This window comes from Streptomyces sp. NRRL S-455 (genome assembly GCF_000717875.1).
Classification (GTDB): domain Bacteria; phylum Actinomycetota; class Actinomycetes; order Streptomycetales; family Streptomycetaceae; genus Streptomyces.
The window spans coordinates 36,187-57,485 of record NZ_JOCT01000027.1 but is presented as its reverse complement, the minus strand read 5'-3'; the positions used below and the strand labels follow the sequence as shown (position 1 = coordinate 57,485).

General features: G+C 72.8%; 22 protein-coding genes and 1 riboswitch. Of the genes, 16 read left to right on the top strand and 6 right to left on the bottom strand.

Annotated features, from left to right (window positions below):
* Positions 1-8: 8 nt before the first annotated feature.
* The 3 genes from IE97_RS0130490 to IE97_RS0130480 all read right to left on the bottom strand — a co-directional run bounded on the left by IE97_RS0130490 (position 9) and on the right by IE97_RS0130480 (position 2,167).
* The gene (locus tag IE97_RS0130490) at positions 9-368 is read right to left on the bottom strand and encodes a cupin domain-containing protein (RefSeq protein ID WP_030247536.1); all 360 of its coding nucleotides are present in this window, start codon (positions 366-368) and stop codon (positions 9-11) included.
* Positions 369-506: 138 nt separating this feature from the next.
* Positions 507-1,484, bottom strand: coding sequence for a pyridoxal-phosphate dependent enzyme (locus IE97_RS0130485; protein ID WP_030247533.1), 978 nt, complete (start codon positions 1,482-1,484; stop codon positions 507-509).
* Positions 1,481-2,167, bottom strand: a complete 687-nt coding sequence (locus IE97_RS0130480; RefSeq protein ID WP_030247532.1) for a helix-turn-helix transcriptional regulator — start codon at positions 2,165-2,167, stop codon at positions 1,481-1,483. The genes IE97_RS0130485 and IE97_RS0130480 overlap by 4 nt, the downstream gene beginning before the upstream one ends.
* 211 nt (positions 2,168-2,378) lie before the next feature.
* Between IE97_RS0130480 and IE97_RS0130475 the strand changes: the two genes are divergently transcribed.
* Both IE97_RS0130475 and IE97_RS0130470 read left to right on the top strand, forming a co-directional pair.
* Positions 2,379-3,761: an FAD-binding oxidoreductase gene (locus IE97_RS0130475; RefSeq protein ID WP_030247531.1), complete on the top strand. Its 1,383-nt coding sequence runs from the start codon at positions 2,379-2,381 to the stop codon at positions 3,759-3,761.
* Positions 3,762-3,798: 37 nt separating this feature from the next.
* Positions 3,799-4,617: an alpha/beta fold hydrolase gene (locus tag IE97_RS0130470; protein ID WP_030247529.1), complete on the top strand. Its 819-nt coding sequence runs from the start codon at positions 3,799-3,801 to the stop codon at positions 4,615-4,617.
* A 205-nt stretch (positions 4,618-4,822) separates the two neighbouring features.
* Here IE97_RS0130470 and IE97_RS0130465 read toward each other — a convergent pair whose 3' ends face one another.
* Together IE97_RS0130465 and IE97_RS0130460 are read right to left on the bottom strand one after the other, a co-directional pair.
* Positions 4,823-5,455, bottom strand: a complete 633-nt coding sequence (locus tag IE97_RS0130465) for a sigma-70 family RNA polymerase sigma factor (RefSeq protein ID WP_030247527.1) — start codon at positions 5,453-5,455, stop codon at positions 4,823-4,825.
* Positions 5,456-5,652: 197 nt separating this feature from the next.
* Positions 5,653-6,324, bottom strand: a complete 672-nt coding sequence (locus IE97_RS0130460) for a hypothetical protein (protein WP_030247526.1) — start codon at positions 6,322-6,324, stop codon at positions 5,653-5,655.
* A gap of 191 nt (positions 6,325-6,515) precedes the next feature.
* Between IE97_RS0130460 and IE97_RS0130455 the strand changes: the two genes are divergently transcribed.
* The gene (locus IE97_RS0130455; protein ID WP_030247525.1) at positions 6,516-7,313 is read left to right on the top strand and encodes an SDR family NAD(P)-dependent oxidoreductase; all 798 of its coding nucleotides are present in this window, start codon (positions 6,516-6,518) and stop codon (positions 7,311-7,313) included.
* A gap of 23 nt (positions 7,314-7,336) precedes the next feature.
* Here IE97_RS0130455 and IE97_RS0130450 read toward each other — a convergent pair whose 3' ends face one another.
* The gene (locus IE97_RS0130450; protein ID WP_030247524.1) at positions 7,337-8,185 is read right to left on the bottom strand and encodes a class I SAM-dependent methyltransferase; all 849 of its coding nucleotides are present in this window, start codon (positions 8,183-8,185) and stop codon (positions 7,337-7,339) included.
* A gap of 144 nt (positions 8,186-8,329) precedes the next feature.
* Between IE97_RS0130450 and IE97_RS0130445 the strand changes: the two genes are divergently transcribed.
* From IE97_RS0130445 to IE97_RS0130385, 13 genes are all read left to right on the top strand, one after another.
* Positions 8,330-9,127, top strand: a complete 798-nt coding sequence (locus tag IE97_RS0130445; protein ID WP_030247520.1) for a VOC family protein — start codon at positions 8,330-8,332, stop codon at positions 9,125-9,127.
* A 129-nt stretch (positions 9,128-9,256) separates the two neighbouring features.
* Positions 9,257-9,790 carry a GNAT family N-acetyltransferase gene (locus IE97_RS0130440; protein ID WP_030247519.1) on the top strand — a complete coding sequence of 178 codons (534 nt, stop codon included), beginning with the start codon at positions 9,257-9,259 and terminating at the stop codon, positions 9,788-9,790.
* Positions 9,791-9,897: 107 nt separating this feature from the next.
* Positions 9,898-11,697: an ABC transporter permease subunit gene (locus IE97_RS0130435; RefSeq protein ID WP_078603433.1), complete on the top strand. Its 1,800-nt coding sequence runs from the start codon at positions 9,898-9,900 to the stop codon at positions 11,695-11,697.
* Positions 11,697-12,995, top strand: a complete 1,299-nt coding sequence (locus IE97_RS0130430; protein ID WP_030247516.1) for an MDR family MFS transporter — start codon at positions 11,697-11,699, stop codon at positions 12,993-12,995. Before IE97_RS0130435 ends, IE97_RS0130430 begins: the two co-directional genes overlap by 1 nt.
* Before the next feature lie 247 nt (positions 12,996-13,242).
* On the top strand, positions 13,243-14,700 hold the full coding sequence (locus IE97_RS0130425; protein ID WP_078603432.1) for a serine/threonine-protein kinase: 1,458 nt from the start codon (positions 13,243-13,245) through the stop codon (positions 14,698-14,700).
* A gap of 135 nt (positions 14,701-14,835) precedes the next feature.
* Positions 14,836-15,021: riboswitch (cobalamin riboswitch) on the top strand.
* A gap of 29 nt (positions 15,022-15,050) precedes the next feature.
* Positions 15,051-15,752, top strand: a complete 702-nt coding sequence (locus IE97_RS0130420; RefSeq protein ID WP_030247514.1) for an energy-coupling factor ABC transporter permease — start codon at positions 15,051-15,053, stop codon at positions 15,750-15,752.
* Positions 15,749-16,120, top strand: coding sequence for an energy-coupling factor ABC transporter substrate-binding protein (locus tag IE97_RS0130415; protein ID WP_030247513.1), 372 nt, complete (start codon positions 15,749-15,751; stop codon positions 16,118-16,120). The genes IE97_RS0130420 and IE97_RS0130415 overlap by 4 nt, the downstream gene beginning before the upstream one ends.
* A gap of 4 nt (positions 16,121-16,124) precedes the next feature.
* Positions 16,125-16,874: a cobalt ECF transporter T component CbiQ gene (cbiQ, locus tag IE97_RS0130410; RefSeq protein WP_030247511.1), complete on the top strand. Its 750-nt coding sequence runs from the start codon at positions 16,125-16,127 to the stop codon at positions 16,872-16,874.
* On the top strand, positions 16,871-17,725 hold the full coding sequence (locus tag IE97_RS0130405; protein ID WP_030247508.1) for an energy-coupling factor ABC transporter ATP-binding protein: 855 nt from the start codon (positions 16,871-16,873) through the stop codon (positions 17,723-17,725). Before cbiQ ends, IE97_RS0130405 begins: the two co-directional genes overlap by 4 nt.
* A gap of 143 nt (positions 17,726-17,868) precedes the next feature.
* Positions 17,869-18,534 carry a maleylpyruvate isomerase N-terminal domain-containing protein gene (locus tag IE97_RS0130400; protein ID WP_037845025.1) on the top strand — a complete coding sequence of 222 codons (666 nt, stop codon included), beginning with the start codon at positions 17,869-17,871 and terminating at the stop codon, positions 18,532-18,534.
* A 107-nt stretch (positions 18,535-18,641) separates the two neighbouring features.
* Complete coding sequence (locus tag IE97_RS0130395) at positions 18,642-19,442, top strand: alpha/beta fold hydrolase (RefSeq protein ID WP_030247504.1); 801 nt, start codon at positions 18,642-18,644, stop codon at positions 19,440-19,442.
* Between the two features lie 2 nt (positions 19,443-19,444).
* Complete coding sequence (locus IE97_RS0130390) at positions 19,445-20,794, top strand: PP2C family protein-serine/threonine phosphatase (protein WP_030247502.1); 1,350 nt, start codon at positions 19,445-19,447, stop codon at positions 20,792-20,794.
* Positions 20,791-21,123 (top strand): STAS domain-containing protein, encoded by a 333-nt coding sequence (locus tag IE97_RS0130385; RefSeq protein WP_030247500.1) that lies wholly within the window; start codon positions 20,791-20,793, stop codon positions 21,121-21,123. The genes IE97_RS0130390 and IE97_RS0130385 overlap by 4 nt, the downstream gene beginning before the upstream one ends.
* Positions 21,124-21,299: the final 176 nt, after the last annotated feature.

Here is a 21,299-nt window from a genome sequence, read left to right as displayed (position 1 = left end):
CCGACGTCCTAGCTCTTCTTGGCGTACTCCCTGGCCGTCTGCCCCTGGAAGTCGTAGGTCACGACCTGTTCGTCGCCCACGACCCAGGCGTCGTGGCCGGGCGAGACGACGAAGACGTCGCCGGGACCGACTTCCGTCTCACCGCCGTCGTCCATGCGGATGTGCATGCGGCCTTGGACGATGTAGCCGTTGTGGTGCATCTGGCAGCTGTCGGTGCCCACGATCGGTGCCACGGACTCGGACCAGCGCCAGCCGGGCTCGAAGGTCGCCACGGCGAAGTCGAGATCCGTCATATGGACGGCCTCGAGGTGGCCGCGCGAGAAATCCCGCCGCTCGTCCGGCTTGTCGAGCGTCTTCACTTCCAGCATGACGCGCTCCCTTCCGGCCGCGTTTCCTCGCGGCCGGAGGCCGGTCTCCCGGCGGCCCTGGGCACCGCCGTCGGCGGCCGGTCCCTACCTTGCAATCGTCCGCCTGTCCAGCCGGGACCGCCATCCGGGGACGTCCGGTCAGAGTCCGCTCCCGCAGAGCTCGGCGAAGCGCCCGGCATCGATGTTGCCACCGGAGACGATCACGCCGACGCGGCGCGGAAGCGGGCCCGTCCGGCCGGTGAGCAGCGCGGCCAGCGGGGTGGCGCCGCTCGGCTCGACGACGATCTTCAGGCGCTCGAAGGCGAACCGCATCGCGTCCCGGATCTCGTCCTCACCGACCAGCGCGATGTCGTCGACGAGACGCCGGTTGACGGAGAAGGTGAGTTCGCCGGGTGTGTGCAGGGCCTGTCCGTCGGCGATGGTGTGCGGCACCGGGATGCTGATGCGCCGCCCCGCCTCCAGCGAGCGCTTGGTGTCGTCCCCGGCCTCCGGTTCGACGCCGATCATGCTGATGCCGGGGTACAGCCCCTTGGCCACGGTGGCACTGCCGGCCATCAGTCCACCGCCCCCCATCGGCGTGAGTATCGCGCCCAACTCCCCTGTCTCTTCGAGCAGTTCGAGTGCGGCTGTCCCCTGCCCGGCCATCACGTGCGGGTGCTCGTAGGGCGGTATGACGCTGAGACCCCGCTCGGCGGCCAGGGCCTCGGCGATCGCGACCCGGTCGCCGGTGTAGCGGTCGTAGCCGACGATCTCGGCTCCGTAGCCGGCGGTGGCCGCGCGCTTGGCCGGCGGGGCGTCCTCGGGCATGACGATCACGGCGGTGGTACCGAGCTCACGGGCGGCCAGGGCGACGGCCTGGGCGTGGTTGCCGGAGGAGTAGGCGGCGACGCCCCGGGACAACTGCTCGGAGGTGAGGCGGGAGATGGCGTTGTAGGCGCCGCGGAACTTGAAGGCGCCGACGCGCTGGAAGTTCTCGCACTTGAGATGGACCTCGGCACCGACGAGTTCGTCGAGGGTGCGCGAGCGCAGCACCGGCGTGCGGTGCGCGATGCCCCTGAGCCGCTCGGCGGCGTCTCGTACGTCGTCGAGGGTGACCGGTGGGGTGGTGGTCGTCACGAGTGCTCTCCAGTCGATGCGTCGTGGGCGGCCCTGGCCTGGGCGAGGTAGTTGTAGGCGGAGGCACGGGAGATGCCGAGCCGCGCGGCGACCTGCTCGACCGCGCCGCGTACGGCGAAGACACCGCGCGTGTCCAGTCCGCCGAACAGCTCCAGGCGCTCCGCGCGGTCGAGTTCCGCCCAACTGCCCCGCTGCCGCGACTGGTGGGCGTCGACGAGGGCGTCGACCACGGAGTCGATGTCATTGCCGAAGGTGGTGGTCGGCAGCTCCGCGGGGGCCGAGCCGAGACCGGCGAGCGCGCCGAGCAGGCCGTGGACCTGGCTGACGGCGCTGACGTCGACGTTCACGCAGAGCGCGCCGAAGACGGCTCCGGTGGAGTCCCGCAGCACCATCGTGGAGGACTTCACCAGCGTGCCGCTCCTGGTGCGGGTGACGTAGTTCAGCTCGTCGGACGCCTCGTCGCCGCGGGCCAGGACGCGCATGCCGATCTCGCTCATCACTCCGCCCACCGTCCTCCCGGTCACCGACCCGGCCACGGCCACCACCGATTTCTCCGGGTTCCGGTAGTCGTGCAGTACGGCTTCGCAGAGCGGCCCGAAGGTGGCCGCGATGCCGTCGGCGACCGGCGTCAGCGCGGAGAGGATCGCGTCCCGTTCGGCGTCCAGGGCTTGATCGGTCGTCATGAAGGCTGAGCCCCCTTTCACTGAGCACCCACATTAGACCAACAGTCCAGCGATTGGATAGAGAGTCCAGCGAATCTCACCTGAGTGTGCCCCCGGTTCGGTCCTGCCGGGCCGGAGGGAGACCGGCAGTGCCGCCGCCGGACATGCGTCGCCTCGTGGTCGGCGGGACGCTGGTGAGAACGGCACGGTCACGCGGCACGAGGAGATCGTCATGGACAGCGCCACCCTGGAAGAGATGCGGACCACGCTGCGAGGGCCGGTCATAGCCCCGAGGGACGCCGAGTACGACCGGGCCCGCAGCATCTACAACGCGATGATCGACAAACGCCCCGCCGCCATCGTGCGGTGCGCGGACGCCGCTGACGTCATGACCGCGGTCACCTTCGTCCGCGACCACGGCCTGGAACTCGCCGTACGGGGCGGCGGACACAGCGGTGCGGGCCTGTGCCTGGTGGACGACGGCGTCACCATCGACCTCTCGCCGATGCGAGGGGTGCACGTCGACCCGGCCGCGAGGACCGCCCAGGCCGGCGGCGGCAGCCTGCTCAGCGACCTCGACCACGCCACGCACGCCTTCGGCCTCGCCACCCCCACGGGCATCATCTCCATGACGGGCGTCGCGGGCCTTACCCTCGGCGGCGGACACGGCTACCTCACCCGCAGGTACGGCCTGACCGCGGACAATCTGATCGCCGCGGACGTGGTCCTGGCCGACGGCAGCTACGTCACCGCGAACGCGGACGAACACCCGGACCTTTTCTGGGCCTTGCGCGGAGGCGGCGGCAACTTCGGTATCGCGACCTCCCTCACCTACCGGCTGCACCCGGTGGACACGGTCGGGGTCGGCGTGACCGTCTGGCCGGTGGATCACACCCGCGAGGTGCTGGCCTGGTACCGGGAGTACCTCCCGCAGGCACCTGAGGAGGTGTACGGCTTCTTCACCGTCTTCGTGGTCCCGCCCGGTCCGCCCTTCCCTGAGGAGCTGCACGGGCAGAAGGTGTGCGGCGTCGTGTGGTGCCACACCGGCGATCCGGAGCGACTCGACGAGACGCTCTCCATCGTGCACGAGGCCGGCCGGCCCGCCTTCCACTTCACGACACCGATGCCCTACGTCGCGCTGCAGGGGATGTTCGACGAACTGATCCCGACGGGCTACCAGTGGTACTGGCGCGGCGACTTCTTCGACCACATCCCCGACCCCGCCCTGGACATCCATCTCAAGTACGGCGAGAACAACCCCACTCAGCTCTCGCTGATGCACCTCTATCCGGTCGACGGCGCCGCCCATCGGGTCGCCCCTGACGACACGGCGTGGAGCTACCGGGACGCGGTCTGGTCGGGCGTCTTCGCCGGCGTCGATCCCGATCCGGCCAACGCCGGGACGATCAGGCAGTGGTGCGTCGACTACCAGGAGGAGCTGCACCCGTACTCGATGGGCGGCTCGTACGTGAACTTCATGGGCTCGGACGAGGGCCAGGACCGGGTCCGGGCGACGTACGGCGACCACTACGACAGACTCGCGCGGATCAAGCGGACCTACGATCCGGACAACCTGTTCCACGCCAACCAGAACATCGAGCCGGCCCGGCAGTGACGCCGCCCGGGTGCTGCTCCCGGCACGGAGGCAGACCATGGGACAGATGATCGACGCGAACGGTGTCGAGCTGTGGGTCGAGCGCCGGGGCCAGGGACCCGACGTCCTGCTCATCTCGGGGCTCGGGGATCCCGCCGAGGTCTGGCGGTCACAGCTCGACGGGCTCGCGGACCGCTACCGGCTCACCGCGTTCGACAACCGCGGCGTCGGGCGCACAGCGCTGCCCGACGGGCCTCTGTCCGTGCCGCTGATGGCCGACGACGCCGCGGCGCTGCTGGACGCGCTCGGGATTCCGGCCGCCCATGTCGCCGGTTTCTCAGGAGGCAGCTTCATCGCCCAGGAGGTGGCGCTGCGCCACCCGGCGCTGGTCCGCAGCCTCGTCCTCATGAGCACGATGGCTCGCGCGGAACCCTATTTCCGAGCCGTAGCGCGCTTCTGGCACTGGATGGTCGAGCGCGCGCCGAGCGAGCGGGCCATGCTGGAGGCGTTCTATTTGTGGGTCTACACGCCACGCGCACACGCCGACGGCACGGTCGACCGTCTCATCGAGGAGACGCTGGCCTTCGCACACCCGCAGTCCGCCGAGGCCTTCCAACGCCAGCTCGCGGCGTTCGCCGCCCACGACACGCTCGACCGTCTGGGCCGGATCGGTGTGCCGACGCTCGTCCTGTCCGGAGAAGTCGACCTCGTCGCGCCGCCGCGCCTCGGACGCGTGGCCGCGCAGAGCATCCCTGGCGCGGAGTTCGAGGTACTGCCCGGTGAGGCCCATCAGCCCTTCCAGGAGGTCCCGGACGTGTTCAACTCCCGTGTCGACGCGTTCTGGCGCGGGGTGGAGGCAGGAGGCTCGGGCGACTGAGGGGGACGACCGCCCGGCCCGCGGCGGGTGCCGGGGCAGCGCGTGGCAGTCGGTGCGGCGGCCGCGAGCGCTCCCGAACGCGGTAGCCCTCCCCGGCTCCGCCTTGCCCGGGTGGCACACGGCGAGGGCCTGGCCCGGCGCCGGGGGCGGACCGGTCCAGTCCGGTCGGTCCGCTCCCCCACGCCGACGGCTCGGGCAGCCCGCTTCAGGCCGCGGCCAGAGCGGGTGACACGGCGGGCGCCGGTTCCTCCGCCTCGGCGAGCAGGGACATGAGTGTCGCCCGGGCACGCGCCACGCGGGAGCGGACGGTGCCGACCGGGCAGTCGCTCAGCTCGGCGGCCTCGGCGTACGGAATGCCGAGGAGCTGCGTGAGGACGAACGCCTCACGCCGCTCGTCCGGCAAGCCGGCCAGCAGCTCCAGCAGGGCCACACCGTCGTCGAAGCCGGGCAGCCCGCGCGGCTGGGCGAGCTCGACCGCCAGCTCCCAGTCCGGCAGGTCGGCACGGCGGGGGCGTGCGGCGGTGTACCGGAGGCTGTCGGCCACCGCACGCCGGGCGATGGCGAGCAGCCAGGAACGTGCCGAGGAACGTCCCTCGAACCGGTGCAGGCTGCCGAGCGCGCGAAGGAACGTGTCCTGTGCCAGATCGTCCACGGCCTGCGGATCGCCGCACAGGTGGGCGACATAGCGGATGACGTCACGATGCAGGGCGCTCACGAAGCGGTCGACGGCGATGGCGTCACCACCGCGGGCGGCCAGCGCCCAGGCGGTTATCGACTCGTCGGCCGACGTCGAGGCCTCCGTTCTCTCACGGGCAGGGGACAGGGCAGGAGTGATCACCTGAGCTCCTAGTCGGAATTCCCGGAACGACGGGCGTGCGGGCGACACCGGCATACGGGATGCCTGGCAAGCGCGCCTGGTCACGCGGTCTCCGGGTGAGCGAGGGATGCGGTCGTACCCGTACGGCGTGTCCGCGGGCACGGACGTACGACCGATTCCGGGGCGCGCGGGGGCGGCCCCGGTGTCACCGGCTGCCGTCAGACGGCAGCGGCCCTCGCAGGTGGCCCTCGGGAGGTGATCGCGTGGACGAGAAGGGCGAGGCGCGGCGCCCGGTCCGAGGACCATCGCCGTGCGCTTACGGGCGGTGGCGGCGGCGCGGGCAGGGCGAACAGGAGTCGCAGCGGCGCGGCCAGCCAGCCGCCCACGGCCCGCAGCAGGCGGAACACGGCCCGCTCTCCGTGGCCCAGCCACAGACCGCACAGCAGGGCGGCGAGCAGGTGGGCGGCGAGCATGCCGAGCGACGAGTCACCGCCCGGGACGTCTCCCGCGTGCCCCGCGTGCAGGGACATGGGGCCCATGGAGTGCGTCTCGTGCCCCATGGGGCCCGTGCCCGAGTCCGTGGCCATGGGGTGCGTGCCCGTGGAAGGGGCGCCACCCGCCGCCCCGACGGCCCAAGCCGACGGCGCGAGCGAGAACGCCGAGTGCAGGGCCGTCTGGACGGCCACGGCGACGGAGACGACCAGCCGCAGACCTCGCTCGCGGCCCGCCAGGCACCAGCCCGCCACGCCCGTCACGGCCCAGCCGGCCACCACGGTCCGCAGGGGCACGTGGTCGCCGGACATCATGACGTGCCCCAGGGCGGCGAGCACGACACAGACGGCCGCGAACACCGCGGCCCGTATCGTGCGAGCACACCACCCAGCTGTCATGGCGCCTCATCCTCGCATTCGGCCCCGCTCGGTCACCCATGGTTACGGAGATCGGCCGGGCCCGGCACTCAACTCGGGCCATGTGATCCAGGCCACTGCCCTGGAGCCGATGCCTCCGCTCGGTCGCGAACCGGGTACCTGCTGCATGCCCCCTGCGCGTCCCGCCGGCTGCTCCTCCTAGAGTTCTCGCCATGACGACGGAACCGGCACCGGCCACACAGGCGTATCTTTCCGGGTTGTTCTCCCTCGAAGGCCGGGTCGCGGTGGTCACGGGCGGCAGCTCAGGCATCGGTCGTGCCATCGCCGACGCCCTCGCGCGGGCCGGGGCGAGCGTGGTGGTCATGGCCCGGGGAGAGGACCGACTGTCGGCGACGGTCGAGGAGTTGACGGCCGAGGGCCGTCGCGCCGCGTGGGTCGGCGCCGACCTGAGTACGCGTGAGGGTGTGCGAACGGCCGCCGAGCGGGCGGTCGAGGCGTTCGGTGAGCCCGACATCCTCGTCAACAGCGCCGGGATCAACGTGCGTCCGCCGATGGACGAACTCACCGAGGACGTCTGGGACGTCACGATGGCCGTCAATCTCGAGGCGCCGTTCCTGCTGGGGCAGCGGTTCGGACCGGGCATGGCTGAGCGCGGGTACGGGCGCATCCTGCACATCAGCTCTCAGCAGGCGCACCGCGCCTTCGTCCAGAGCGGTGCCTACGGCGCCTCCAAGGGCGCCCTGGAGTCGCTGGCACGCTCCCAGGCCGAGGCATGGTCACCGCGTGGCGTCACCTGCAACGTCCTGGTGCCGGGCTTCGTCATGACGCCGCTCAACGCGCGGCTGTCGGCGGATCCGGAGAGGGTGGCCGCCCTCGCCGCGCGCACGATGATCGGAAGGAACGGGCTGGCCGAGGACTTCGCGGGAGCGGCGGTCTTCCTGGCGGGCCCGGCGTCCGGCTACATCACCGGGCAGTCGGTCTTCGTCGACGGCGGTCTGTCCGTCCACTGACGCCCTCACCGGCGGCCTCCCGGTCAGTGCGCGGCCCCGTCCTTCCGCCACACGAAGACCTCCGTGCTGGGCCCGCGTTCGGAGAACAGGCCCGACGGGGAGGCGTTCCGCAACAGCCGGCGCAGGTCCTCCTCGAAGCCGTCCCGGCGCCCTTCGAACAGATGCGGCGCCGAGAACGACATCGAGAACACCCAGGCGACGACATCGTCCACGGTCCGCTCCAGTGCCTGACCGCCCGGTACGACGAGTCGCCTGGGACCGGAGAATCCGGCCCGTGCGAAGACGTCGGCCTCTCCACCCGGTGTCCCCTGGGTCAGCACGCCGCGGCCCGCTCGCCGTACGGGCCCCAGGTACTGCTTGACCAGCCCGTCCACTGCCGCGTAGGGGACCGCCGGGTGCGGCAGGCCGTCGACGGTCGGCTCCTCCGTCTTCAGGTCCGAGATGTGCACCAGCGCCCCGCCGGGCCGGAGCATGTCCCTGACGGTCGCCGCGACCAGGTCACGGTCCATCCAGTGGAAGGACTGACCGAAGGTGGCGACGGCGAACGTGCCGAGACCGGCGGGCAGGGCTTCGGCACGGGCCCGCACCCACCGCGCCTTCTCCCCCACCCCCGGGCCGGCGGCTCCGCGCCCGGCTTCGGCGATCATCCCGCTGTCGGGGTCCACGCCGACGACCTCAGCGAACAGATGCGCGAGGCTCAGGGCGAGGGTCCCGGGCCCGCAGCCCACGTCGATCAGACGCCCCCGCCCGTCGAGCCGCAGCTCCTCGGCGAGCGCGTCCGCCAGCCCGGGGGCGTACGGCAGCCGCCCCCGCTGGTAGTACGCGGCAGTCCCCGAGAACAACGTGTCGTCCCACTCCCAGCCGACCACCACGCCACCCACCACCCTCACGCCATCCGATCCACGACCACCCGACCGGGCGATGACGCCGATGGTTCCACGAGCGGCCGACGGGCGAGTGTCAGTGCCCGGTGTCACGCTGGGGCCACAGAGGATCTGCGGAAGGGATGCATCGCCATGATCACCACGGAGTACGCCCCGGGCTCCCCCTGCTGGCTCGACCTCGGCGCACCGGACGTGCGGACCGCCGCGGCCTTCTACGGCGCCGTGCTCGGATGGGAGTACGAGTCCATGGGGCAGAGCGAGGACTTCGAAGGCGGGATGTTCCGGAAGGACGGCAAGAGCGTCGCCGGCCTCGGAAAGCTCACGGAGGAGGGCGCGCGCTCGGCCTGGATGCTCTACTACCGCGTCACCGACGCCGACGCCACGACGCAGGCCGTGCGGCAGGCGGGCGGCACGGTACGGGTGGCGCCGATGGACCTCGACGACTGGGGCCGGATGGCGCAGTACAGCGACCCGCTGGGCGGCCAGTTCGCCGTCTGGCAGCCGGGCAGCATCAAGGGCCTCGAACTGGTGGACCAGCCCGGCTCGCTGTGCTGGACGGAGCTCTACACGAGTGACGCCGGAGCCGCGCGGGAGTTCTACGGCGGCCTCTTCGGCTGGCAGTTCAGCGACATGCCGATGCCGGGCGGCGGGGGCACGTACACCCTCATCACCCCCGCCGGCCTGCCCGAGGACCGCATGCACGGGGGCCTCATGGAGCTTCGCAAGGAGGAACTGTCGCTGACGGACGGGCGTCCGTACTGGCACCCGGTCTTCGCCGTGGAGGACTGTGACGCGGCGGTGGCCGAGGTCACCGGGAACGGCGGCCGTGTGCAGATGGGCCCCGTGGACGCGGAGGGCGTCGGCCGGATGGCCGTCTGCCTCGACCCGGCGAACGCGGACTTCGTGCTGCTCACCCCGGCCGAGAGCTGAACGGGTCGCGCCTGCGCGTCGCGCTGATCAGCACATGGCGTGCGGGACGGCCGTCGGCGGTGCGTGCTGAGCCGGATCACACCGTCGGCCCCTGAAGGAGCTCTGAGGCCATTTGCATATGATGTGCAAATGCGCGATTACAGCATCAGGGAAGCCACGCCCGCGGACGTCGACGGGGCGCGGGCGGTGATGCTGGACGCCGTGTACCGCGACTTCGAGACGGGCTACGTGCCACGGTGGCACGCGGACATCATCGATCCGGTGTCGTTCTACGTCGAACCGCCGCGGCACACGCTCCTGGTCGCCGTGGACGAGCGGAACGGGACGGTGGCGGCCACGGGTGCGCTGGACGCCCGCGGTCCCGCGCATCCCCCGAACCCGAGCTGGCTCGCCGAGCGGTTCCCCTCGGGCGAGACCGCACAGCTGCGGCGGGTGTACGTACGCCCCGAGCACCGGCGACGGGGGCTGGCCCGGCGGCTGGTCGACGGTCTGGTCGACTTCGCGCGGTCCGACGGCGGTTACCGGTCCGTGTACCTGCACACGTATCCGCACTCGCCCGGCGCGATGGGCCTGTGGCGGTCGCTGGGCAAGGTGGTGTGCGACGAGCGGGAGGAAGTGCCCGGCGGCAGCGGCGTGGTGCACTTCGAGATCCCCTTCGCCTGAGCAACCCGGGGACGACACTGAATACCTCGACCTCACCCCTGGCCAAGGGCCTCGCCGCCCTGCGTGTTCTCACGCGCGGCGGCGGCCCGGCACTGCTGTGGCGGGCCGTGCTCACGGCCGCCCTGCTCGGCGCCGTCGGTCTGCTGCCGTGGCTGTCGCACACCGACCCGGCGCTGACCGTGCTGAAGGCACGCTCCGCGGACCGGGACCCGACACCCGAGACGCTGAACGCCGTCCGGGACGAACTCGGCCTGGACGACGGCCCGTCCGCGCTGCTCGGCCGCTGGCTCGGCGGGCTGCTGCACGGCGACGCGGGTACGTCGTGGGTGTCCGGCGCACCGGTGCTGCCCTCCGTCACGCAGGGGCTGGGCGCGTCGCTGCTGCTGATGGCCGGGGCCCTCGCGGTCGCCGCGCTCACGGCGTCAGCGGTGTGCGCCCGTACGCTCCGCCTCGGAGCGCGGGGACGACTCTGCGGACGCGGTCCCGGCGGCACGACGGCGGCCGTGCTGGCGGCCCTGCCCGAGTTCCTCGTCGCCTCGGTGCTGGCCTCGGTGATCGGCGTGCAGCTGGGCTGGCTGCCCGCCCTGGGCTGGTACGGGCCGCAGTGGATGGTATTGCCCTCGCTGGCCCTCGGTCTGCCCGCCGGGGCACTGATCGGGCGGCTGCTGGACGACCTGCTGCCCGGCGCGTTCGCCGAACCGTGGGCGCTGGCCGCCGCGGCACGTGGCGTTCCGCCGAAGTCCGTGGCACGTCAGGCGGTGCGCCGTTGCGTGCCCGGACTGCTGCCCAACCTGGGACTGTTCGTGGTCGGTCTGACCGGCGGATCGGTCGCCGTCGAGCAGATCTTCGACATCCCGGGCCTCGGCCGGCTCACTCTGAACGCCGCGCTCGCCCAGGATCTGCCCGTCCTGCAGACCGGCACGCTCGCCCTGGTTCTGCTCGCGGCCACCGCCGGCATCCTCGCCCGGCTCACGGCCCGGCTGCTGATCGGGCCCGCCCTGCGTGACGGTGCTCTGCACTCCCTGCACCGGGCCGGGCCGCCCGTGGCCCGCGCCCTGCCCCTGCTGTACGGCGGGCTGCTCGCCACCGTCATCGGTTTCGGCCTGCCGCGTGACGCGCTCGCCCTGGACACCCTCGCCCGGCTGCGAGCCCCTTCGCCGGAGCACCCGTTCGGGACGGACGCGCTCGGCCGGGACATTCTCGCCCGGGTGTCGCACGGCGCGCTGACCACCCTCGGCACCGCCCTCGCGGTGAGCGCCGCCGCCCTGGCCGTGGGGCTGCTGCTGGGGCTGTTGCCGCGGCTGTCCGGGCCGCTGGTCGACACGGTGAGTGCCGTGCCGCCCGTCCTGGCGGGTCTGCTCGTCGCCGGCGTCGCGGGCAGCGGCCCGTGGACGCCCGCCGTCGCCGTCGGCGTCGTCGCCTGGTCCCCGCTGGCCGCCCACACCTCCTCGCTGCTGCGTCAGGAGCGCGCGACCACCCACCTGGCCGCCACCCGCGCGCTGGGCGCCGGGCGCTGGTACCTGCTCCGGCACGAACTGCTGCCCGCCGTCCTTCCGCCGGTGGCCCGGCACGCGCTGCTGCGACTCCCCGGCGTCGCGCTCGGTCTCGCCGCGCTCGGCTTCCTCGGCCTGGGCGCTCAGCCGCCGTCGCCCGAGTGGGGTCTGCTGCTCGCCGAGAACCAGCCCTACGCCGAACGCGCCCCGTGGGCCGTCCTCTTCCCCGCCGCCGCACTCGCCCTGCTGGGAGCGCTGGCGGTGACGGCCGCGGGAGGCGTACGGCTGCCCCGGCGGCGGGAGCGTCCCGGCAGCCCGGCCGCGTCTCCCGGGGAACACGTCGGCGCGGCACCGCTGCCGGAACGCCCCGACGCCCTCCTGGCACCCGCCTCCACCTCAACGGCAGAAAAGTGATGACCGGCCTCATCTCCCGCGTCCTGGCCCACCGAACCGCACGCTCGCCCAAGGACCCGCGCCCCCCGCGGGAAGGCACCTGGCGGCTCTGGAGGGAGCTGTCGCCCCTGCTGCGGCTGCTGATCCTGACCCAACTCGCCTTCAACATCGGCTTCTTCGCCGTGCTGCCGTTCCTGGCCGAGCACCTCGGCACCGCGATCGGCATGGCGGGCTGGCTGGTCGGGTTCGTACTCGGGCTGCGCACCTTCAGCCAGCAGGGGCTGTTCGTCGTCGGCGGCTGGCTCGTCGACCGGTGCGGGGTGCGGCCGGTCGTCCTGGCCGGATGCGTACTGCGGATCGCCGGATTCGCGTGGCTCGGGTACGCGGAGGCGACCTGGGCCGTGATCGGGGCGGTGCTGGTGATCGGTTTCGCCGCCGCGCTGTTCTCCCCCGCCGTGGAGTCCGAAGTGGCCCGCCAGGCGGTGGTCTGGGAGCAGAACCGGCAGGGCTCGCGCACCCGGGTGCTGGCGCTGTTCAGCGTCGCCGGCCAGGCGGGGGCCTTCGTCGGGCCGCTGCTCGGCGCGCTGCTGCTCGCCGTCGACTTCCGCGCCGTGTGCCTCGCCGGCGCCGCCGTGTTCGTGTGCGTCCTCGCCGGGCACCTCTGGCTGATGCCGCAGCACATCCCCGGCCGGATCCGCGTCCGGGAGCGGGGCGGAGCGCGCCTGCTGCTGCGCAACCGCCGCTTCCTGGCCCTGTGCTGCGCGTACGGCACCTACCTGCTCGCGTACAACCAGCTGTATCTGGCCCTGCCGGACGAGGTGCAGCGCGCGGCGGGTTCCCAGGCGCCGCTGTCCTGGCTGTTCGCCCTGTCCTCGGTGCTGGTGGTCTTCACCCAGCTGCCGGTCACCCGCTGGGCGGGCGACCGGCTCGACCTGCGTCGCTCCATGACCGCCGGGCTGCTGCTGATCGCGTGCGGCTTCGCGGTGGTGGCCGCGGCTCGCCCCGCCGGGTGGACGGGCCCGGCCGGCCTGCTGCCCGCCGCCGGTTTCGTGATCTTGCTCACCCTGGGGCAGATGCTGGTGGTGCCCGCCGCGCGCTCCTGGGTGCCCGACCTCGCGGAGGAGGGCCGGCTCGGCCTCTACATGGGCGCGCTGTCCTCGGTCTCCGGCCTGATCGTCCTGGCCGGCAGCGCGGTCACCGGCCTCCTGCTCGACCTGGGCCTCCCGTCCGCCGTGCCGTGGCTGGTCCTCGCGGCCGTACCCGCCTCGGCGGTGGCGCTCTTGCCGCGTCGGCCGGAGCGGGCCGGGAAGGCGGCCTGAAAGGGCCGGGGAAAGGGGACTTCGCCGACGGCCGCGGCCGTCCCGCGCGCGGTCGCGTCACTCTCCCGGGCGAATTGTCCGGTCCGGGACGGCCGGGACCGTGCCGCCCGGGGCCCGACCGCGGAGAACGGTGTCACGCGGCGCCAGTATTCTGGGTCGGCTGCGGCATTCCCCACCAACCCCCGTGTGAAAGCGGGAAGTTAGGCCTGCGGCGACGACCTTCCCACGAGCATGAGGACGAGGACGAGTGCTTCTAGCGGGCCGCTACCGGCTGGATGTTGAGATCGGGCGCGGCGGAATGGGAGAGGTCTGGCGTGCGTACGACGAGATGCTCGCCAGGCCGGTGGCCGTCAAATTGCTGCTGCCTCAGGACACCGACGCCACGGCGGCCTCCCGGTTCCGCCTGGAGGCCCAGACCGCCGGGCGTCTCAACCACCCCCACGTGGTGGGCGTCCTGGATTTCGGCGAGTACGACAACCGGCTGTACCTGGTGATGGAACTGGTCGACGGGGACAGCCTCTCCGGGGTGCTGTCCGCCTCCGGCGCGCTCCCCGCCGAACGGGTGGCGACCCTCGCCGCGCAGGCCGCCGCCGGACTCGCCGCCGCGCACGCACAGGGCATCGTGCACCGCGACATCAAGCCCGCCAACCTGCTGCTCGACGCCCGCGGCACGCTGAAGATCGGTGACTTCGGCATCGCGCGCTTCCTCGACGATCCAGGGGCGGCGCTCACCGCCACCGGTCAGATCGTCGGCACCGGCCTCTACCTCGCCCCCGAGCGTGCCCTGGGGCGGCCCGCGGGCCCCGCCTCCGACATGTACTCCCTGGGGTGCGTCCTCTACCAGCTCCTCAGCGGCCGCCCTCCGTTCCAGGCGGACACCGCGGTCGCGCTCCTCCACCAGCATCTCGACGCGGTCCCCGTGCCGCCTCGCGAGCTCGGAGTCGCCGGACTCCCGCCGGCGTTCGAGAACTTCCTGCTGGGCCTGCTCGCGAAGCAGCCCGAGGACCGGCCCACCGCCCCGCAGGCAGCCGAATGGTTCGCCGACGGCTCCTGGCGGGGTCTGCCCGAGCCGCTGCCGGCGTTCTCGCCGCCGCTGCGGCCGACGTCCGGGTCCCCGGTGACGTCTTCCGCGCCGTCACCGTATCCGGGCACCGAGACCGGCAACCCCACCACGTACGCACTGCCCGCGACCCCGGGGCATCGCAGCGCGGCCCGTGCCGCGCAGAGCGGGCGTTCGAGTCGGGCGGGACGGCGCGGCGGCCCCGGCAACCGGTCGAAAATGGCGGCGGCGGCCGCCGCGGCCGCGCTGTTCATCGCCGCGATGCTCATCGGCATGCGGTGGTTCTCGCCCGACAGCACCGCCACGGAGGGCACGGAACCCGAAGCGTCCCCCACCGCGAGCAGTCCCGCCGCAACCCCGTCCGCCGACTCCGGCTCGCCCCTTCCCTCCGCCCCGGCGGCCGCCGACACGCCGGGCACCGGAACAGTGGCCGATGTCACCCCGCCCGCCACACCGTCCGCCTCGCCGGAACCCGCGTCGCCCTCACCCAGCACCGCGACCCCGGAGAACGGGGGGAACGAAGCGAACGACGGTGGGCCGGGGCAGGTGGAGGAGCCCGAGCCGGAGAGCCCGCGCCCGGTCGGCGGGGACGGCGAGGGCAACGAAGGAGACGGCGTCGGGGGCGACGTCGAGGGCGACGACTGACGCGCTCCGGGTGCCTCCCGGCCAGGCCCGGCCGCCTGCCCGTGTCGCGCGGATCCGCTGGAGGATGCGCCGGTGTGCGAGCGGGCGCCCCCTCACGCGCCCCCGGGGTGGCTTGTCATCGCCCTTACCCCGGCCTTATTGTCACCTGGCCTTGGTGAACGGGAAATCCGGTGTGATGCCGGTGCGGCCCTCGCCACTGTGAATCGGGAAGTCCGGCTCCGGCCCTGACGGGCAGCCACTGGGTCCTCGTGACCCGGGAAGGCGGAGTTCGGGCGGTGGTACCCGTCAGCCAGGAGACCGGCCAAGGCGCGTCAACCATCCACGAGGTGCTGGAGAGGGTCTGCTGAGCCATGCACATAGCCGAGGGTTTCCTTCCTCCGGCGCACGCGGTCGCCTGGGGCGTCGCGTCGGCGCCGTTCGTCGTCCACGGAGTCCGGTCACTCACCCGTGAGGTGCGCGAGCACCCCGAGAGCACTCTGCTCCTCGGCGCCTCCGGCGCCTTCACCTTCGTCCTGTCCGCCCTGAAACTGCCCTCCGTGACCGGCAGTTGCTCCCACCCCACCGGCACCGGGCTGGGGGCCATCCTGTTCCGGCCCCCGGTGATGGCGGTGCTGGGCACCATCACCCTGCTCTTCCAGGCGCTGCTCCTCGCGCACGGCGGTCTCACCACGCTCGGCGCCAACGTCTTCTCCATGGCGATCGTCGGGCCCTGGGCGGGCTACGCGGTGTACCGGCTGCTGCGGCGCTACGACGTGCCGCTGATGGTCGCCGTGTTCTTCGCCGCGTTCGTCGCCGACCTGTCCACCTACTGCGTCACCAGCGTGCAGCTGGCGCTCGCCTTCCCCGACCCGGGCAGCGGGTTCCTGGGCGCGCTCGGCAAGTTCGGCTCCATCTTCGCCATCACCCAGATCCCGCTCGCGGTGAGCGAGGGCCTGCTCACGGTGCTCGTCATGCGGCTGCTGGTGCAGTCCAGCAAGGGCGAACTGACCCGGCTGGGCGTGCTCGTCGCCAAGAAGCAGTCCCGGACCGAGACCGAGGCGGTGGCCCGGTGAAGAAGAACACGAAGATCAACCTCCTGTTGCTGCTCGCCGTGGCCGCGCTGGCCGTGCTGCCGCTCGCGCTCGGTCTCGGCGACCACAAGGAGGAACCGTTCACGGGGGCCGACGGTGAGGCCGAGACGGCGATCACCGAGATCGATCCGGACTACAAGCCCTGGTTCTCACCGCTGTACGAACCGCCGTCCGGTGAGATCGAGTCGGCCCTGTTCTCCCTCCAGGCGGCGCTCGGCGCCGGTGTCCTCGCCTACTACTTCGGACTGCGCCGGGGCCGTCGGCAGGGCGAGCGTCGGGCCCGGGAGGAGCAGGCGGCCGGAAGCCCGGCCCGGGACACCGCCGAGGAGTCCACGGCCGAGAGGGCCTGAGCCGGTGCTGCCGATCGACGCTGCGGCGCACAGCAGTCGCTGGCGCCGCCGCCATCCCGTGGACAAGGCCGTGCTCGGGCTGGGACTGACCGTGCTGGCCGTCTCGCTGCCGCCCTGGCCGGGCGCGGCCCTGGTACTCGTGGCGGCCCTCGTGGTGCTGCTGGGCCCGGCGGGCGTGCCCTGGCGGCGGCTGTGGCGTGCCTACCGGGTGCCGCTGGGCTTCTGCGTGACCAGCGCGGCCACCCTGCTCGTCCAGGTCGGCGGGCCCGGGGGCTTCGTCTCCCTCGCCGGCGACGGGCCCGTCCGTGCCGGGGAGTTGCTGCTGCGCACCTCCGCGGCCTCCCTGGGGGTGCTGCTGTTCGCGTTCACCACACCCATGTCCGATCTGCTGCCGCGTCTGGTCCGGGCCGGGATCCCCGCGCCCGTCGTCGACGTCGCGCTCGTGACGTACCGCATGAGCTTCCTGCTCCTGGACTCGGTGCGCCGGATCCGCGACGCGCAGTCGGCGCGGCTCGGGCACACCACGCGGGCAGCCGCCTGGCGTTCCCTGGGCGGGCTGGGCGCCACCGCGTTCGTCCGGGCCTTCGACCGGGCGGCCCGCCTCCAGGCCGGTCTCGCCGGACGCGGCTACGACGGCACCCTGCGCGTGCTCCTGCCCGAGGCCCGCGTCTCCGTCCGCTTCACGGCCGCCAGTTGTGCGCTCCTCGCGACGCTGACCGTTCTCACCTTCGTACTGGAAAGGCCGCTGACATGAGCGAGCCCGCCCTCGTCGCCCTCCAGGGCGCGTCCTACGCCTACGAGGACGGCCCTGCCGTGCTCGCGGGCCTCGACTTCGAGATCCGCGAGGGGCGCGCCCTCGCCCTGCTCGGCCGCAACGGCAGCGGCAAGACCACGCTGATGCGGCTGCTCAGCGGCGGACTGCGGCCGGACGAGGGGCGCTTGACGGTCGAGGGGCAGCCGGTGACGTACGACCGCAAGGGCCTGACCCGGCTGCGGACCACCGTCCAGCTGGTGGTTCAGGACCCGGACGACCAGCTGTTCGCGGCCTCCGTCGAGCAGGACGTGTCCTTCGGGCCGCTGAACCTCGGCCTGCCCGACACGGAGGTACGTGCGCGGGTGGCGGAGGCCCTCGCCGCGCTGGACATCACCGCCCTGGCCGACCGGCCCACCCATCTGCTCTCCTACGGGCAGCGCAAACGCACCGCCATCGCGGGCGCCGTCGCCATGCGGCCCCGGGTGCTGATACTCGACGAGCCGACGGCCGGCCTCGACCCGGAGGGCCAGGAGCGGCTCCTCGTCACGCTCGACGAGCTCCGCGAGGCCGGCACCACGGTGGTGATGGCCACTCACGACGTCGACCTCGCCCTGCGCTGGGCCGACGACGCCGCGCTCCTCACGCCGTCCGGCGTGCGTACCGGCCCCGCGCCCGTGGCACTGGCCCGCACGGATCTGCTGCGGGAGGCCGGACTCCGGTTGCCGTGGGGCGCCGCCACCGCTGATCTGCTGCGAGCTCACGGTCTGCTGTCCGAGTCGGCACCCGGGCCGCGCACCCCGGACGAACTCGCCGCCCTCGTAGCAGGACCGCTGGGGGCGTCCGGCGGCTGAGGGCCGTCCGGTGGCCCTGCGGGTACCGCTGACGGTGCGGCTCGTTCGCCGGCTCACGCCCTCGGGCCACCGCCGCCGAGGTTCCCCACCCCGCCGCCGACGACGGCTTGTCCGTCCTCCCGGCCCGGCACTACGGTGCCGGTGTGGATCACGTCCCTCTCTTCTCGCGCTCCTGGACGGCGTTGCGCGCGGCGGTCGCCGGACTCGCCGAGGAGGACTTCGCCCTGCCGTCCGGCTGCGCGGGCTGGCTGGTCCGGGACCTGGTGTGCCACCTCGTCATCGACGCACAGGACGTGCTGATCACCCTCGCCACGCCCGTCGACGGGGAACCGACCCGGGACGCGGTGACGTACTGGGAGGTGGCCGACACACCGCCGAGCGGTGACGACCCGCTCGACGCGCTGACGGTCCGGCTGGCCGCCGCGTACCAGGACCCGAAGCTGCTCACGTTCCATCTGGACGACGTCGGCTCCGCCGCGGGCCGAGCCGCCCTGCTCGCCGACCCGGCCGGCCGGGTCGGCACCCGCGACGAGGTCCTCACCGTGGCCGACTACCTCTCGGCGTACGTCATGGAGTGGACCCTGCATCACCTCGACCTGATCGCGTACCTCCCGGACCAGGAGGAGCCGCCGGTGGAGGGGCTCGCCCGGTCCCGCGAGATGCTGGAGCGGATCGCGGGGCACCCGTTCCCCGCGTCGTTCCGCGACCTGGACGCGCTGCTGGTCGGCACCGGGAGGCGGGCGCCGACCGCGGCGGAGCGGTACGAACTGGGCGACCTGGCCGGGAGGCTCCCGCTCCATCTGGGGTGATCGACCGGGCTGGGCGGCACACTGCGCAGACCGGGCCCGGCAGGTACGACCGGGCCGCGTCCGGCCCCGCCGTCGGACCGGTAGGGCCGAGGTGCGAGCATGGCCCGATGGACATCCGCCACAGGAACAACGTGAAGGTCACCGGCCGCGACGGCGGGCCGGCGCTCGTCCTCGCGCACGGCTTCGGCTGTGACCAGAACATGTGGCGGCTGGTGGTGCCGGCGCTGGCCGAGCGGTACCGGCTGGTGCTGTTCGACTACGTGGGCTCCGGCGGTTCGGACCTGTCGGCGTGGAGTGAGGAGCGGTACTCCTCGCTGCACGGCTACGCCCAGGACGTCGTCGAGGTCTGCGAGGAGCTGGACCTTCGGGAGGCGGTGTTCGTGGGTCACTCGGTCAGCGCCATGGTGGGGGTGCTGGCCACGCAGGCCGCGCCGGAGCGGATCGGGGCGCTCGTGATGGTGACTCCCTCGCCCTGCTACATCGACGACGAGGGGTACCGGGGCGGCTTCAGCACGGAGGACATCGACGAGCTGCTGGCCTCCCTGGAGGCGAACTACCTGGGCTGGTCGTCCGCGATGGCCCCGGTGATCATGGGCAATCCCGAGCGGCCCGAGCTGGGACAGGAGCTGACCAACAGCTTCTGCGCCACCGATCCCGACATCGCCCGGGTCTTCGCCCGGACCACCTTCCTGACCGACAGCCGCGACGACCTGAAGGGCGTGTCGGTGCCGACCCTGGTGCTGGAGTGCGAGCAGGACGCCATCGCGCCCCGCGAGGTCGGTGCCTACGTGCACGCGGCGATCCCGTCGTCCCGTCTGGTCACCCTCGACGCCACCGGGCACTGCCCGCAGCTGAGCGCGCCCGAAGCCACCTCGGAAGCGATCCTCGCCTTCCTGGAGTCGGTGTAGTGATGTCCCGCACGGGCGGCGTGCCGGACCCCGCCGGCACCGGGGACGAGGCCAGCACGGACGCCGCCTTCACCGCGCTCCTGGAGGACAGCTCGGAAGACCTGTACGAGTCCGCACCGTGCGGTTATCTGTCCACGATGATGGACGGCACCATCGCCAAGATCAACGCCACGCTGCTGGACTGGCTCGGCCTGGAACGCCGGGCCGTGGTCGGCCGCATGCGCTTCACGGATCTGCTCACCGTGGGCGGGAAGCTGTACCACGAGACGCACTTCGCGCCGCTGCTGCGCATGCAGGGCGAGCTGCGGGGCATCGCCCTGGAGATGAAACGCCAGGACGGTGGCCGGCTGCCGGTGCTGGTCTCCGCCGTGATGAAGCACGGCTCCGGGGGCGAACCCCTGCTGATCCGCACCACCGTCTTCGACGCCTCCGACCGCCGCGCCTACGAGGAGGAACTCCTGCGCCGTCGCCAGGAGGCGGAACGGTCCCGCACCGAGGCCGAGCGTGCGCGGGCCGAGGCGGACGAGGCCCGGCGGCAGGCCGAGGCCGACCGGGCCCGGCTGGCCGACGCGCTCGCCGTCCTCCAGCGGTCACTGGTACCGGACTCGCTGCCCGCCGTACCCGGGCTGGAGACCGCCGTCTACTACCACACGGCCTCCCCGGACCAGCTCGGCGGCGACTTCTACGACCTGTTCCCCGTGGCCGGCGACCGGTGGGCGTTCTTCCTCGGCGACGTGTGCGGCAAGGGTCCCGAGGCCGCCTCCCTGACCTCGCTGACCCGCTACACGCTCCGGGCCGCCGCTCACCACGACCCGGACCCGGCCGCGGCCCTGGCCACGCTGAACGCCGTACTGCACGAGCGGTACACGGCCGGCGGCAATCCCCGTTACTGCACGTGCATATGCGGCATCGTCGAGCCCGGCCGCGACCAGGGGCCGGCGACCGTTCGCCTCGCCTCCGGCGGCCACCCCCCGGCCCTCGTCCTTCGGGCCGACGGCCGGGCCGAGTTCCTGCCCACCCCGGGCGGCATGCTCGTCGGTGTGCTGCCCGACGCCCCCATCGGCACCGCGGAGACCGTCCTGGCCCCCGGCGACACGATCGTGCTGTACACCGACGGCCTCACCGAGGCCCGCACGGGCCCCGGACGGGACGACCTGTTCGGTGAGGACGCCCTGCGAGCCTTCACCGCCGGTCACGCTCCCGCCGCACCACACGAAGTGATCACGGCGCTGACCGGACTGCTGAACCGCTTCGGCGACGGGCTGGGCGACGACACCGCACTGCTCGCCCTCGGCGCCCCCGCCATCCCGTCCCGCCCACACCTTGGAACCGCAACCCCGCCTCCCTCATGACCCCGCTCCGTATCACCCACCGCGAAACCCCGTCCGGACCCCTGCTGCGACTGTCGGGCGACCTCGACTTCGACCAGGCCCCCGAACTGCGCCGGCAGGTCGACCAGCTGCACCTGGCACCGGGTCAGTGTCTGGTCATCGACGTGTCCGGGCTGGAATTCTGCGACTCCTCCGGCATCACCGTGTTCCTCGCCGCCCGCCAGCGCGCCCTGGACGCGGAGGCCGAGGTCGCCCTGTCCGGCGTACCGGCCAACCTGCTGCGCGTCCTCACCCTGGTCGGCCTCGACCGGGTCTTCACCCTGCTCCCGGCCGGCGGCGATCCGGCCTGACCCACCGGGCAGGACACGGGGTAGTGACAGCCCGCACCGCCATGCCCCTTCACGCTCCCCAGCGCACCACCACCCGTCCGGAAAACACTTGGACGGCGCGGTCGCCGTCGCGGGACACTTCCGGACTCGAACCGAAATCCACACATCCGTTGCGGCGACGGCCCCTGCCCGCGCAG

Coding starts and splice junctions, on each gene's coding strand:
- IE97_RS0130490 (WP_030247536.1), bottom strand. CDS start 368: ATGCTGGAAGTGAAGACGCTCGACAAGCCGGACGAGCGGCGGGATTTC.
- IE97_RS0130480 (WP_030247532.1), bottom strand. CDS start 2,167: ATGACGACCGATCAAGCCCTGGACGCCGAACGGGACGCGATCCTCTCC.
- IE97_RS0130475 (WP_030247531.1), top strand. CDS start 2,379: ATGGACAGCGCCACCCTGGAAGAGATGCGGACCACGCTGCGAGGGCCG.
- IE97_RS0130470 (WP_030247529.1), top strand. CDS start 3,799: ATGGGACAGATGATCGACGCGAACGGTGTCGAGCTGTGGGTCGAGCGC.
- IE97_RS0130460 (WP_030247526.1), bottom strand. CDS start 6,324: ATGACAGCTGGGTGGTGTGCTCGCACGATACGGGCCGCGGTGTTCGCG.
- IE97_RS0130455 (WP_030247525.1), top strand. CDS start 6,516: ATGACGACGGAACCGGCACCGGCCACACAGGCGTATCTTTCCGGGTTG.
- IE97_RS0130445 (WP_030247520.1), top strand. CDS start 8,330: ATGATCACCACGGAGTACGCCCCGGGCTCCCCCTGCTGGCTCGACCTC.
- IE97_RS0130440 (WP_030247519.1), top strand. CDS start 9,257: ATGCGCGATTACAGCATCAGGGAAGCCACGCCCGCGGACGTCGACGGG.
- IE97_RS0130430 (WP_030247516.1), top strand. CDS start 11,697: ATGACCGGCCTCATCTCCCGCGTCCTGGCCCACCGAACCGCACGCTCG.
- IE97_RS0130420 (WP_030247514.1), top strand. CDS start 15,051: ATGCACATAGCCGAGGGTTTCCTTCCTCCGGCGCACGCGGTCGCCTGG.
- IE97_RS0130405 (WP_030247508.1), top strand. CDS start 16,871: ATGAGCGAGCCCGCCCTCGTCGCCCTCCAGGGCGCGTCCTACGCCTAC.
- IE97_RS0130395 (WP_030247504.1), top strand. CDS start 18,642: ATGGACATCCGCCACAGGAACAACGTGAAGGTCACCGGCCGCGACGGC.
- IE97_RS0130390 (WP_030247502.1), top strand. CDS start 19,445: ATGTCCCGCACGGGCGGCGTGCCGGACCCCGCCGGCACCGGGGACGAG.
- IE97_RS0130385 (WP_030247500.1), top strand. CDS start 20,791: ATGACCCCGCTCCGTATCACCCACCGCGAAACCCCGTCCGGACCCCTG.